Annotated in this window: 11 protein-coding genes; 6 read left to right on the top strand and 5 right to left on the bottom strand. The window is 69.8% G+C overall.

Going from position 1 to position 13374, the window contains the following annotated elements; genetic code table 11:
* Window positions 1-10: 10 nt before the first annotated feature.
* The 3 genes from G6N16_RS11645 to aspS form a co-directional block, all read right to left on the bottom strand.
* Window positions 11-3316: a transglutaminase family protein gene (locus tag G6N16_RS11645; protein WP_083030595.1), complete on the bottom strand. Its 3306-nt coding sequence runs from the start codon at window positions 3314-3316 to the stop codon at window positions 11-13.
* 51 nt (window positions 3317-3367) lie between these two features.
* Window positions 3368-3535 (bottom strand): hypothetical protein, encoded by a 168-nt coding sequence (locus tag G6N16_RS11640; protein ID WP_163787860.1) that lies wholly within the window; start codon window positions 3533-3535, stop codon window positions 3368-3370.
* A 115-nt stretch (window positions 3536-3650) separates the two neighbouring features.
* Window positions 3651-5465, bottom strand: a complete 1815-nt coding sequence (gene aspS / locus G6N16_RS11635) for an aspartate--tRNA ligase (protein WP_083030594.1) — start codon at window positions 5463-5465, stop codon at window positions 3651-3653.
* Window positions 5466-5577: 112 nt separating this feature from the next.
* Between aspS and G6N16_RS11630 the strand changes: the two genes are divergently transcribed.
* Both G6N16_RS11630 and ypfJ read left to right on the top strand, forming a co-directional pair.
* A complete protein-coding gene (locus G6N16_RS11630; protein WP_083030593.1) occupies window positions 5578-6081 on the top strand; it encodes an SRPBCC family protein in 504 nt (167 codons plus the stop codon).
* A 49-nt stretch (window positions 6082-6130) separates the two neighbouring features.
* A complete protein-coding gene (ypfJ, locus tag G6N16_RS11625; RefSeq protein WP_083030591.1) occupies window positions 6131-7018 on the top strand; it encodes a KPN_02809 family neutral zinc metallopeptidase in 888 nt (295 codons plus the stop codon).
* 3 nt (window positions 7019-7021) lie between these two features.
* Here the strand turns inward: ypfJ and G6N16_RS11620 are convergent, their stop codons facing one another.
* Entirely contained in the window at window positions 7022-7870 is an 849-nt protein-coding gene (locus G6N16_RS11620) for an acyl-CoA thioesterase (protein ID WP_110810821.1), read from the bottom strand.
* Between the two features lie 128 nt (window positions 7871-7998).
* Window positions 7999-8847 (bottom strand): LLM class flavin-dependent oxidoreductase, encoded by an 849-nt coding sequence (locus G6N16_RS11615; RefSeq protein WP_083030588.1) that lies wholly within the window; start codon window positions 8845-8847, stop codon window positions 7999-8001.
* Window positions 8848-8950: 103 nt separating this feature from the next.
* Here G6N16_RS11615 and G6N16_RS11610 point away from each other — a divergent pair, with 103 nt between their 5' ends.
* From G6N16_RS11610 to G6N16_RS11595, 4 genes are all read left to right on the top strand, one after another.
* Window positions 8951-9580 (top strand): TetR/AcrR family transcriptional regulator, encoded by a 630-nt coding sequence (locus G6N16_RS11610; protein ID WP_083030587.1) that lies wholly within the window; start codon window positions 8951-8953, stop codon window positions 9578-9580.
* Between the two features lie 143 nt (window positions 9581-9723).
* Window positions 9724-10953, top strand: coding sequence for an amidohydrolase family protein (locus G6N16_RS11605; protein WP_083030586.1), 1230 nt, complete (start codon window positions 9724-9726; stop codon window positions 10951-10953).
* 10 nt (window positions 10954-10963) lie between these two features.
* Complete coding sequence (locus tag G6N16_RS11600) at window positions 10964-12118, top strand: acyl-CoA dehydrogenase family protein (protein WP_083030585.1); 1155 nt, start codon at window positions 10964-10966, stop codon at window positions 12116-12118.
* Window positions 12115-13374, top strand: coding sequence for an acyl-CoA dehydrogenase family protein (locus G6N16_RS11595; protein ID WP_083030584.1), 1260 nt, complete (start codon window positions 12115-12117; stop codon window positions 13372-13374). The genes G6N16_RS11600 and G6N16_RS11595 overlap by 4 nt, the downstream gene beginning before the upstream one ends.

The following is a 13374-nucleotide window of genomic DNA, read 5'->3' as shown; positions in this document are numbered from 1 at the left end:
ACAGAACCGGTCACCGCAGTACGGTACGCACCCTGCGCAGGTCCAGGATGCCCGGCGGCGCCGTATCCGTCGACTGGCGAGCCACCTTCTCCCGCAGATAGGCGACGTCGATGGGGCCGGGGGTGAATCCGGTGGCCGAGAATCGGCGGCCGCGCCGCGACTCGGCCTCCACCGCGTTGACCGGCGGGGTGTCATAGGACCGGCCGCCGGGGTGGGAGACGTGGTAGGTGCAGCCGCCGCGGGACATGCCGGCGGTGGTGTCGATCAGCTCGAAGCGCAGTGGGGCGTCGACGGTGATGCTGGGATGCAGGGCACTGGGCGGCTGCCAGGCCCGGTACCGCACGCCGCCCACCTGGACGTCGGGGTTGTCGGTGGCCAGCAGCGGAACCGGGTGCCCGTTGCAGGTCACCAGGTGACGCTGCCGGTCGGCGCCGACCAGGCGGACCTGCAGGCGTTCGACCGACGAGTCGACGTAGCGGGCGGTGCCGCCGGCCGTCGACTCCTCCCCCAGGGTGTTCCACGGCTCGATCGCCCCGCGCAGTTCGACCTCGATCCCGTCGAGCACGACGGTGCCGATGCGCGGGAAGCGGAACTCGGTGAACGGGTCCAGCCAGCTGGTCTCGAAGTCGACGCCGTGTGCGCGCAGGTCTGCGGCGACGTCGGCGATGTCGTGAATCAGGAAGTGCGGCAACAGGTACCGGCCGTGCAGGTTCTCGCCGTGGCGGATCAGCGGGGCGCGCAGCGGCTGCTCCCAGAACCAGGCCACCAGCGATCGCACCAGCAGGGACTGCACCATGGCCATCTGGTAGTGCGGCGGCATCTCGAACCCGCGCAGTTCCAGCAGGCCCAGGCGCCCCCGGCTGCTGTCGGGGCTGTAGAGCTTGTCGATGCAGAACTCGGCGCGGTGGGTGTTGCCGGTGATGTCGGTGAGCAGATGCCGCAGGGCCCGGTCGGTGACCCACGCCGGGGCCGCTCCGTCCTCGCCCAGCCGGGCGATCTCGGCGAAGGCGATCTCCAGTTCGTAGAGCGCCGACGCCCGGCCCTCGTCGACCCGGGGCGCCTGCGACGTGGTGCCGACGAACCGGCCGGCGAACAGATACGACAGCGCCGGGTGCCGCTGCCAGTAGGTCAGCATGGACACCAGCAGGTCGGGGCGGCGCAGGAACGGCGAGTCCGCGGGGGTGCGGCCGCCGAGGGTGATGTGGTTGCCGCCGCCGGTGCCGCCGTGCGTGCCGTCGATGTCGAAGGATTCCGTGGACAGCCGGGAGCGCCGGGCCTGTTCGTAGAGCGTGGCCAGCCCGTCGAGCTGTTCGTCGAAGCCGGCGCTGGGCGCGACGTTGACCTCGATCACCCCGGGGTCCGGGGTGATGGTCATGGTCTGCAGCCGCGGGTCGACCGGCGGGCCGTAGCCCTCGACCACCAGCGGGGTGCCGACCGCCGCCGCGGCGCGCTCCAGCCGGGTGACCAGGTCGACGAAGTCCTCGGCGGTCTCGGTCGGCGGCAGGAAGACGTGCAGCAGGTGATCGCGGATCTCGGCGACCACCGCGGTGCGCGGGACGTCCGCTGCGGTGTCGATCACCGCGGGATCGGCGTCCGAAGTGTCCAGCGGGCCCCGGTCGGCCAGTGGGTCCGCTTCGGCGACGGGCCGCGGCGGGGTCCAGTTGATGGACTCCAGCGGCAGTCGCAGCCCAGCCGGGGAATCCCCGTCGAGCAGCACGATGCGCCCGCGCCGCAGCCGCCAGTCGGCGCTGGCCCACCCGGCGTGATCGTCGCGGCGGTGCAGTGGCAGTAGATAGGCCGCCGGGTCGTCGGCCGGGGTGTCGAGGCGGGCCAGCAGCTCGGCGCGGGCCGCGCCCTCGGCCGGGTCGTCGGCCGCTTCGACCGGGTCCCCGTCGGGCAGCCGGACCAGCGCGGCCAGCCGGGCCAGGCCGTCCTCGTAGGCGGGGCGCACCTGTGTTTGCGGCAGGCCGAGATCCTCGGCGAGGGCAGCCAGCAGCGCCCGGGCGGCAGCCGGGTCGGCGGATTCGGGGTCGCGGTGTTCGGCCCACGGGTCGGCGAGCAGAGTGTCGTCGTGCCACAGCGGTTCGCCGTCGGTGCGCCAGACGAGGCCGATCTGCCAGCGCGGCAACGGTTCTCCGGGATACCACTTGCCCTGGCCGCGCTGGGTCAGCGCGTGCGGGGCCAGGGTCGCCTTGAGCCGGGCGGTCAGCGCGCTGGCCCGGCGCCGTTTGTCCGGGCCGTCGGCGGCGGTGGTCCACTCCGGGTCGACCTGATTGTCGATCGACACGAAGGTGGGCTCCCCACCCACGGTCAACCGGACGTCACCGGCGGCCAGCCGGGCGTCGACCCGGGCGCCGAGGTCGACGATCGCCGACCAGGACTGCTCGGTGTAGGGCAGGGTGACCCGGGGGTCCTCGTGGATGCGGGTGACGGTGTTGCTGAATTCCATTGTGGTCTCGCAGATCCCGGTGGCACCGGTGATCGGCGCCGAGGCGGCCGGGTTCGGGGTCGCCGACAGCGGGATGTGTCCTTCGCCGGCGAACAGCCCGGAGGTGGCGTCCAGGCCGATCCAACCCGCACCGGGGATGTACACCTCGGCCCAGGCGTGCAGGTCGGTGAAATCGGCGGCCGGGCCCGACGGGCCGTCGAGTGCCGGCACGTCGGAGGTCAGTTGCACCAGATAGCCGGATACGAACCGGGCGGCCAGGCCGAGTTGGCGCAGCACCGACACCAGCAGCCACGCCGAATCGCGGCACGACCCGATGCGGGTGCCCAGGGTGACATCAGGTGTCTGCACACCCGGTTCCATCCGCACGCTGTAGCCGATGTCGGCGTGCACCGCCTGGTTGAGCGCGACGAGGAAGTCGATGGTGCGGGTGCCGGGGACGACGGCGACTTCCCGCACCCAGTTGCACACCAGCTCGCCGGGCCCCGACCCGTCGCCGTGTTCATCGACTGGGCGCAGGTAGGGCTCAAGGTCGGCGGCCAGGGCCTTCGAGTAGTCGAACGGGACGGTCTCGGCGTAGTCCTCGATGAAGAAGTCGAACGGGTTGATCACCTTCAGGTCGGCGATCAGGCCGACGGTGATGCTCAATTCGCGCGCTGGTTCCGGGAACACCACCCGGGCCAGGAAGTTGCCGAACGGGTCCTGCTGCCAGTTGATGAAATGGTCGCCCGGCTCGATCTGAAGCGAATAGGCCTCGATCGGGGTGCGTGAGTGCGGGGCGGGCCGCAGCCGGATGACGTGCGGGTGCACCTGCACCAGCCGGTCGAAGCGGTAGTGGGTGCGGTGCTCCAGCGCCACCTTGATGCCCATGGGGGGATCCCACCACAGCGTGGTTCACCCCGCGTTTTGCGCGTGTTCGTGTTACAAGTGGCCCATTTCCCGGGCCATCCGCGACTTTTCGAGGTAGCTGGGCTCCCGATGCGAGGACACCGGGTGGGGTTCGTATTCGGGTAGGTGCGGATGCGGGATGTGCAGATGCCGGTGTACCAGCACCGCATCCGGGCTGTCCGGTTGATGAATGTGGAACATGGCAACCGCCTTCGTGCGTTTCGGTTCACCCACAGTCAAGCACCGGCGGGGCGGGCGCAAATCATCAGAACGCACGAACTTCGGAGCCCGGGAGGGCGACCGGACGCGGCCACGCCTACTCCGTCGGTTGGGCTCCCCCGGCTTCGGGATTGGCGGCCGCGGTCTTGGCGGCTTCGGGTTTCGCGTCGATACCGGCTTCCTTGCGCTGCGCGGCGGTGATGGGTGCCGGAGCGTCGGTCAGCGGGTCGACACCACCGCCGGTCTTGGGGAACGCGATGACCTCGCGGATGGAATCCTCGCCGGCCAGCAGCGCGGTGATCCGATCCCAGCCGAACGCGATGCCGCCGTGCGGCGGTGCGCCGAAGGCGAAGGCGTCCAACAGGAACCCGAACTTGTCACGCGCCTCGTCATGGTCGATGCCCATCATCGCGAACACCCGCTCCTGCAGGTCGGCGCGGTGGATGCGGATCGACCCGCCGCCGATCTCGTTGCCGTTGCAGACGATGTCGTAGGCGTCGGCGCGCGCGGCACCCGGATCGGTGTCGAAGGTGGCGATGCTGTCGGGCTGCGGTGCGGTGAAGGCGTGGTGCACGGCGGTCCAGGCACCGGAGCCGACGGCAACGTCGCCGGAGGCGGTGGCCTCGTCGGTGGCCTCGAACAGCGGCCAGTCCACCACCCAGGTCAGCGCCCAGGCGTCCGGGTCGATCAGGTCCAGGCGCTTGGCGATCTCGATGCGCGTCGCGCCCAGCAGGGCGCGCGCACCCTTGGCCGCACCGGCGGCGAAGAACACGCAGTCCCCCGGCTTGGCGCCGACGTGGGCGGCGAGGCCGTCGCGTTCGGCGTCGGAGAGGTTCTTGGCGACCGGCCCGCCCAGGGTCCCGTCCTCGCCGATCAGCACGTACGCCAGGCCCTTGTGGCCGCGCTGCTTGGCGAATTCCTGCCAGCCGTCCAGCGTCCGGCGCGGCTGGTCGGCGCCGCCGGGCATGACGACCGCCCCCACGTAGGGCGCCTGGAACACCCGGAACGGGGTGTCGGTGAAATAGTCGGTGCATTCGACGAGTTCGACGGAAAAGCGCAGATCGGGTTTGTCGGTGCCGAAGCGGCGCATCGCCTCGTCGTAGCCGATCCGCGGCAGCGGCAACGGCAGCTGCACGCCGATCAGCGCCCACAGCGCGGCCAGCACCTGTTCCGAGACCGCGATGACGTCGTCGGCGGAGACGAAGCTCATCTCCATGTCCAGCTGGGTGAACTCGGGCTGGCGGTCGGCGCGGAAGTCCTCATCGCGGTAGCAGCGCGCGATCTGGTAGTAGCGCTCCATGCCGGCGACCATCAGCAACTGCTTGAACAGCTGCGGGCTCTGCGGCAGCGCGTAGAACGAGCCGGGCTGCAGCCGGGCGGGCACCAGGAAGTCCCGCGCGCCCTCGGGGGTGGACCGGGTCAGGGTGGGGGTCTCGATCTCGACGAAGTCGTGCTCGGCGAGCACGGCGCGGGCGGCGGCGTTGACCCGCGAACGCAGCCGCAGCGCGTTGCCCGGGCCGTCGCGGCGCAGGTCCAGGTAGCGGTAGCGCAGCCGCGCCTCGTCGCCGGCGGTCTCGTCGAGCTGGAACGGCAGCGGCGCGCATTCGCTCAGCACCGTCAATTCGGTGGCATTGACCTCGATCTCGCCGGTGGCGATGTCGGGGTTGGCGTTGCCCTCGGGCCGGATCTCGACGACGCCGGTGACCGAGACGCAGAACTCCGCGCGCAGCCGGTGCGCCTGCTCGAGCACGCCGGCGTCGCGGAACACCACCTGTGCGACGCCGCTGGAGTCGCGCAGGTCGATGAAGATGACGCCGCCGTGATCCCGTCGGCGCGCCACCCAGCCCGCCAGGGTGACGGTCGTTCCGGCGTCGGACGGCCGAAGGGAACCGGCACGGTGGCTGCGCAGCACGAAAAACTCCTACGGATTCACGGGACAGGGCTCCAGGCCCTGCAGACGGTTTGTCAGTCTATGCGGCGCCGCCTCGCCGAACCGCCCGGCTAGTCACGGCTAGGCTGCGGGCATGGCGAAGAGCTACCCCTGCGAGCGGGTCGGGCTGCATTTCATCGACACCGCGCCGTACCGGTTCGTCAGCACCGTCGACCTGCGGATCTCGCCGCAGGAGCTGTTCGAGGTGCTGTCCGACGCCGAATCGTGGCCGGTGTGGGCCACCGTCATCACCAAGGTGACCTGGACCAGTCCGGAGCCCTACGGGGTGGGCACCACCCGCACCGTGCATATGCGCGGCGGGATCGTCGGCGACGAGGAGTTCCTGACCTGGGAGCCCCACACCCGGATGTCGTTCCGGTTCAACGAGGCCAGCACGCGTTCCATCTCGGCGTTCGCCGAGGACTACCGCGTCGTCCCGACCGAGGACGGCTGCAACCTGACCTGGATCATGTCGATGAAGCCCAACGGGGCGGCCGGGCGGATCGGGATGGCGCTGGGCCGCCCGGTGATGGGCTGGCTGTTCCAGCGGTTCCTGCACAATCTGCGTCGATATACCGACGCGCGCTACTCGGTGTGACAATCATGGCTAGACACGGCGGCTGCGGCGCCACCGGAACGGAGAAGCGATGACCTTCAACGAGGGAATCCGGATCGACACGTCCACCACGTCCTCCGGCGGCGGGATGGGCGGCCGGGGGCTCGCGGTCGGCGGCGGCGTCGGCGGCCTGGTGGTGGTGCTGATCGCGTTGTTCTTCGGTATCGACCCGGGCAGCGTGACCGGCGGGCAGACGGCACAGCAGCCGGGGGCCGCGACACCGGGCTTCGACGTGTCGCAGTGCAAGACCGGCAAGGACGCCAACGACAACGTCAACTGCCGGGTGATCGCCACCGGCAACTCGGTCGACCAGGTGTGGTCGCAGTTGCTCAAGGGCTACAGCCGCCCCAAGCTGCACCTGTTCACCGAATCCACCAACACCGCCTGCGGTGCAGCGACCAGTGACGTCGGACCGTTCTACTGCCCAGCCGACCGGACCGTCTACATCGACACGTCGTTCTACCAGGTGCTGCAGGACCGGTTCGGTTCCAGCGGTGGCCCGCTGGCCCAGGAGTACGTGATCGCCCACGAGTACGGCCACCACGTGCAGAACCTGCTCGGCGACATCAGCAAGGCGCAGAAGGGCGTGCAGGGCGCCACCGGCGGCAGCGTGCGTACCGAACTGCAGGCCGACTGCTACGCCGGCGTCTGGGCCCACCACGCCTCCACCACCAACGCGCCGGGTTCGGACACGCCGTTCCTGAAGCCGTTGAGCGACAAGGACATCGCCGATGCCCTGTCGGCCGCCCAGTCCGTCGGCGACGACCGGATCCAGAAAGCCGCCACCGGGCGGGTGAACAAGGAGTCCTGGACGCACGGCTCGGCCGCCCAGCGCCAGCACTGGTTCACCGTGGGCTACCAGACCGGTGACGCGCGCAAGTGCGACACCTACAGCGCCACCGATCTGGACAACGGCTGACCGCTACAGCCGGGACTCCGCCTTGATGGAGGTGTCGGTGGTGCGCAGCGGACGGATCATCGCGTCCTGGCTGAACGACGCGATCAGGTCCCCGGCCTCGGTGTGCACGGTGCCCCGGATATAGGACATGCCCGCGCCGACCTGGGTGCTCTCGTGGGTGTACAGCAGCCAGCCGTCCCAGCCGAACGGCTCGTGGAAGGTGATGTTGATGGTCATCGGCGCGGTCGAGACGGTGTAGTGCGCCTGGGCGGTGCCGATGCCCTCGTGCGCCCGCATGGTCGTCGAAATACCCAGGTGCCCGGTGAAGTACGCGATCAGCGCCTTGGCCAGGTCCTCGCGCTGCGGCACCGGCTCGTAGTGCAGCCAAGCGTAGAGCTCCGGCGGGCCGACCTCATCGGGGCTGTTGACGTCGATGACGTCGACGAGGCGGACCTGACGGCCGACCATCGGCATGGTGCAGACGTTCGCCCCGTCCGGGCCGGCGACGTCGGGCTTGGCCTGCTGGTGGCGGATCACGTCGGCGCTGGGCACATCGGCCAGCACGGTGACGGTGATGGCGCGCTTGCCGTTCTGGCTGGCGGTCACCACCGCGGTGGCCATCGAGCGGCCCTCGTGGAAGACGTCGAGGTGCAACTCAACCGGCGCGCCAACCATCACCGCGCGGGAGAACACTGCGTGCGCCGCGCGGATCGACTTGTCGCCGAATCGCTTGGCCACTGCGACGATGGCCTGGGCCAGCACCTGGGTGCCCTCGACCACCTGGCGCTCGTCCTCACCGGCGCGGCCGGTGGGGGCGACGATGGTGTCCCCGTCGGCGTCGGGCACGTCGAACAGCGCCAGCAGTTCGTCCAGCGTCCATTCGGCGGGTTCGGCGAGAGGTGTAGTTCCGCGAGCACGAGGCCCGGCGCCGTCGGCTTGAGCGGGTGTGGTTTCGGTGCTCACAGGGTGGGTGTCCTTTCGGTTGTTCACATTCGAGTGATTCAGAGCGCGGTGATGACGGTGTCGGCGAATGCGTGCAGGGTGTCCGGGGCGGCGAAGTCGGCGAACCAGACGTAGAAGCGCTGCACCCCGCGATCGGCGAGCGCACCGAAGTGTTCGATCATCGCCGCGGCGTCCCCGCACACCAGCCCGGAGCCGAGGTAGCCGAAGCGACGTTTGCTGGTTGTCGCGATCTCGGCCTCGTCCGCGCCGTCGCCGACGAAGCCGACCATCTGCTGCATCGATACCCGCGCGTCGCCGACCCGCGGCATCAGCGCGTCCAGGCGGTCCAGTTGGTGCGACGGGATGTTCCACCAGTCGCCGTAGTCGCGGGCCAGTGCCAGGGTGGTCTTGCCGGTGCCGCCGAACAGCAGCGGAATACGGTGTGTGGGAAGCGGTTTCTGGATCATAGCGGTGTCGGAGCCGAGGCCCCAGCAGTCGCGGATCGTCGTGACGTCGCGGGCCAGCCGGGCTGCGCGGGCCTTGGCGTCATCGGCGTCGGGCAGCCCGAACCGGGTGAATTCGTCGGGCCAGGATCCCGAGCCCAGACCGAGTTCGAACCGCCCGCCGCTGACCTCGGCCAGCGTGACGGCCTGCTTTGCCAGAACGGCCGGGTGGCGGAACGCGTCGCAGAGCACCAGGTGCCCGATGCGCAGCCGCTCGGTGTGCGCGGCCACCCAGGTGGCCAGCGTCATGGCCTCCCAGATGGGCTGGTCCACGGCGGCCGGCGGCTCCAGGTGGTCGATGAACGCGATGCCGTCGAAGCCGGCGGATTCCGCGGCCACCGCGCGCGCCACGACGGCGTCGATGCCCAACCGCAGCTGCGGCAGGAACAGGAACCATTCGGCCATGGGTCCAGAACCCTAGCCCCCGATCGGCCGCGCGCCAAGCAGTCGCTCAGCATCGTCGAAAGCGGTCACCGGTCGTCCCGGCCGGGCGGTACCCTCGGGCGTCATGACGACCGAAGCCGGGGCGAGCACGCCCGCCGCCGAGTCGCGGGCGCAGAGTTTCATGCGTTCGGCACTGTCGATTCTCGGCGAGACCGGTCGCACGGATTTCACCGTGCTGGAAGTGGTGGAACGGTCCAAAACCTCACTGCGGGCGTTCTATCAGCACTTCGCCACCAAGGACGAACTGCTGCTGGCGCTGGTGGAACGGATCATGGCCGACGCGACGGCGCGCTGGCGGGTCGAGACCGAGTCGCTGCCAGCGACCGAGGCGTTGCGTCGGGTGATCGAGCGGATGAGCGCCCCGGCGGAGTCCAGCACCCAAGACAGCATCAACCGGGGCCTGACGTACTACAACGACCACCTGATGGAGAACCGCCCCCGGGAGTTCGCCGCGGTACTGGCGCCGCTGCACACGCTGTACGCGGACATCCTGCGCCGCGGGATCGCCGAGGGCACCTTCCGCGCCGACCTCGACGTCGACCCGGACGCCGCGATCCTGATGCAGACCGTGCTCGGGGCGCTGCGGCTGCGGGGGCTGGGAAACGACCTGTACGGCAGCCCCGTCGACGCTGGCCACCTGTATCGCTTCTGCCTGCACGGCCTGGCCGCCGCCGATCCCACACACCCCGCCTGAACTGCACAGATATTCTCCGACCGTCATCACTGGCCAGCACGTGCGCCCACGTGGTAATCTCGTTACCACAGTGCGGTAACGTCATTACCAGCCCCGCAGAACCAGCCCCGATACCGCGGAAACCCCGCCCCGAAGGAGCCCTCATGCCGTCACGCGTTCTCGGCTACCCGGTGTTCGACGCCGACAACCACTTCTACGAGCCCAAGGAAGCGCTGACCAAGTTCGTCCCGGACAACCGCAAGGGCGTCATCGACTACATCGACGTGCGCGGCCGCACCAAGATCGTGGTCCGCAACCAGATCAGCGACTACATCCCCAACCCGACCTTCGAGGTCGTCGCCCGCCCCGGCGCCCAGGAGGAGTACTTCCGCCACGGCTCGGGAGGCAAGAGCTACCGCGAGATCATGGGCAAGCCCATGAAGGCCATCCCCGCCTTCCGTGACCCCGCTGCCCGGCTCGAGGTGATGGACTCCCTCGGCCTGGACTACACGATCATGTTCCCGACTCTGGCCAGCCTGGTCGAGGAGCGCCTCAAGGACGACCCGGACCTGATCCACGACCTGATCCACGCGCTCAACGAGTGGATGTATGAGACCTGGCAGTTCAACTACGAGGGCCGGATCTTCTCCACCCCGGTCATCACCCTGCCCAACGTCGACCGCGCGCTGGCCGAACTCGAATGGGCGCTGGAGCGCGGCGCCAAGACCGTGCTGGTGCGCCCGGCCCCGGTGCCCGGCTACCGCGGCACCCGGTCCATGGGCCTGCCCGAGTTCGACCCGTTCTGGCAGGCCGTGGTCGCCGCCGACATCCCGGTCTGCATGCACGCCTCGGACTCGGGCTACGCGCAGTACCTCAACGACTGGGAGCCCGCCGACGAGTTCCTGCCGTTCAAGCCGACCGCGTTCCGGATGGTCGCGATGGGCAAGCGGCCCATCGAGGACACCATGGCCGCGATGATCTGCCACGGCGCCTTCCACCGCAACCCCGACCTGCGGATCCTGTCGGTGGAAAACGGTGCGTCCTGGGTGCCCTACCTGCAGCACCAGCTGTCCGACGTCTACGCCAAGCTGCCCAGCGAGTTCCCCGAGGATCCGGTGGAGGCGTTCCGCCGCTGCGTCTACGTCGCGCCGTTCTGGGAGGACAACTTCAAGGAGATGGCCGAGCTGTGCGGCATCGACCGCGTCATGTTCGGCTCGGACTGGCCGCACCCGGAGGGCCTGTCCGACCCGATCACCCTGGTCGACGATCTGGTGGCCCACGGCCTGGACGACGAGGGAGTGCGAAAGGTGATGGGCGGCAACCTCATCGACCTGTTCAAGGTGCCCAACGAGATCCGGCACTCCCCCGACGTGCCCGCGCTGGTCATCGCCTGAGATCGCGTCGATGACCGCTGCCGCCGCCACCAATCCCGAACAGCTGCTCTTCGCGTCCACCGCCGCGGCCTTCCTCGACAAGGAAGGCTCGCTGGCGCGGGTCCGTGAACTGCACGCCGCCGGGGAATCCTTCGATCCCGACTGGTGGCAGCGCGCCGCCGAGCTGGGCTGGACCAGCCTGCTGGTACCCGAATCCCTCGGCGGCGGAAGCGTTTCCGGTGACGGGGTGGCCGACCTGGCGGTGATCGCCGAACTGATCGGTCACACCGTCGCCCCCGGGCCGCTGCATCCGGTGTCGGTGGTGCTGGCCGGGCTCGTCGAGGCGCCCGAGGGTCACCAGGACACCATCGACGCCCTGGTCTCCGGGGAACTGGTCGGATCCTGGGCCGTCTACGAACCGGGCCGGCCGAGTGCCCCGACGCAGGCCACGACCATCGCCACCGTGGCGACCGCGACCGCCGACGGGTACCGCCTCGACGGCGCCAAGGACCGCATCGAGGCCGGCGCCCAGGCCGGTGTGCTGTTGGTGCCCGCGGTGTGCGACGGCGTCGTGCGCCAGTTCCTGGTGCCCACCGACGCACCGGGTGTCACGGTCACTGGGGTCGGCAGCGTCGATCTGGTGAAGAGTTACGCCCGAGCCGAATTCGCCGGTGTGGCGCTGGATGCCTCGGCGGTGGTCGGGACGGCCGCGGACACCGCCGCGATCATCGAGCGGCAGCGCCAGATCGCCCTCGTGCTGCAGTGCGCCGAGCTGGTCGGGATATTGGACACCGTGCTGGCCTTCACCTACCAGTGGCTGGGCGACCGGCACAGCTTCGGCCGTCCGCTGGCGTCGTACCAGGCGCTCAAGCACCGCGCCGCCGACATGAAGATGTGGTTCGAGGCCGCCCGGGCCACCACCGCCGGCGCCGTCTCCGCGGTCGCCGAACACAGCGACGACGCTCCCCGACTGGTCAGCGTCGCCAAAGCGTATGTGGCCGAACGGGCCCCGGTGATCCTTCAGGACTGCGTGCAGCTGCACGGCGGGATCGGGGTCACCTGGGAGCACGATCTGCACCTGTACCTGCGCCGGGCTGCCCTGTACCGGGCGATGTTCGGTTCCCCGGAAGACCACCACCGCGCCGTGTACGCGATGAGCCGCCGGCTCGAGGAGGCCACCGCATGACCGACCTGGACACCACGACGGGCACCGAGACGGTCGCCGAATTCGCCGCCCGGGCCGCGCAGTGGCTGGCCGAGAACATGCCGCGCATCGACCCGAAGAACCCGCCGTTCTCGGTGCGCGCCGAGCAGAGCAGCTGGGACCGGGCCACCGAGCTGCAGCAGCGGCTGTACGCCGGCGGCTTCGCCGGTATCTGCTTCCCTCGTGAATACGGCGGTCTGGGACTGGATTTCGCGTATCAGAAGGCGTTCGACGCGGTCTGCAGCGACTACGAGATGCCGCTGATCCTCAACGTCCCGACGTTCGCGATCTGCGCGGCGACGCTGCTGGACATGGGTACCGAGGCCCAAAAGCGCGATCGGATCGGCGCGGCCATCCGCGGCGAGGAGGTCCTGTGCCAGTTGCTGTCGGAGCCCAGCGGCGGGTCTGATCTGGCCGGGGTCATCACCCGCGCCGACCGCACCGACGACGGCTGGGTGATCAACGGCGCCAAGACCTGGTCCACCAGCGCCTTCGCCGCCGACTACGGGCTGCTGCTGGCCCGCACCGACGCCAGTGTGCCCAAACACGAGGGCCTGACCATGTTCCTGGTGCCGCTGAACGCGCCGGGCATCACCATGCGCCGGATCACCGAGGTCAACGGCAACGAGGAGTTCTGCGAGGAGTTCTTCGACGGCCTGCGCCTCGGCGACGACGCCGTCGTCGGCGAGGTGAACAAGGGCTGGGAGGTGGCCTCGCGCCAGCTGTTCCACGAGCGGCGCGCGGTGGGCGGCGGTTCGGAGTTCTCCAGCGGCCGGGGCCCGGAGAATCTGCAAGAGGCCCCCACCGATTACGTGGCACTGGCCGAGGCCACCGGCCAGGGCGAGGACGCCCGGGTGCAGGATCTGGCCGGCCGCGCGCTGGTGCGCCGCGCCGTCAAGGAGCAGCTGATCGAGCACGTGTCGGCGTCGATCGCCACCGGTGCGCTGCCGCCGACCGCGGGCACCCTGATCCGGTTGTTCCACGCCGAGACCACCGAGCTGGAGGTGGACACCTCGCTGGCGATCGCCGGTACCGCCGGCGTCGTCGAGGAGGCCGGCGAGAACGCCGACCTGTTGGGCCTGGGCATCCGGTATCTGTCCCGGCAGACCGGTTCACTGGGCGGCGGTAGCTCGGAGATGGCGAGAAACGTCATCGGCGAGCGCATACTGAACTTCCCCCGCGAGTACGCCGCCGACCGCGGCGTGCCGTTCAACCAAGTCAAACGAGGACGTTCCTGA

The organism is Mycolicibacterium insubricum, from assembly GCF_010731615.1.
Classification (GTDB): Bacteria; Actinomycetota; Actinomycetes; order Mycobacteriales; family Mycobacteriaceae; genus Mycobacterium; species Mycobacterium insubricum.
The sequence above is the reverse complement of the archived record's forward strand: the minus strand, read 5'-3'. Positions and strand labels throughout refer to the sequence as shown.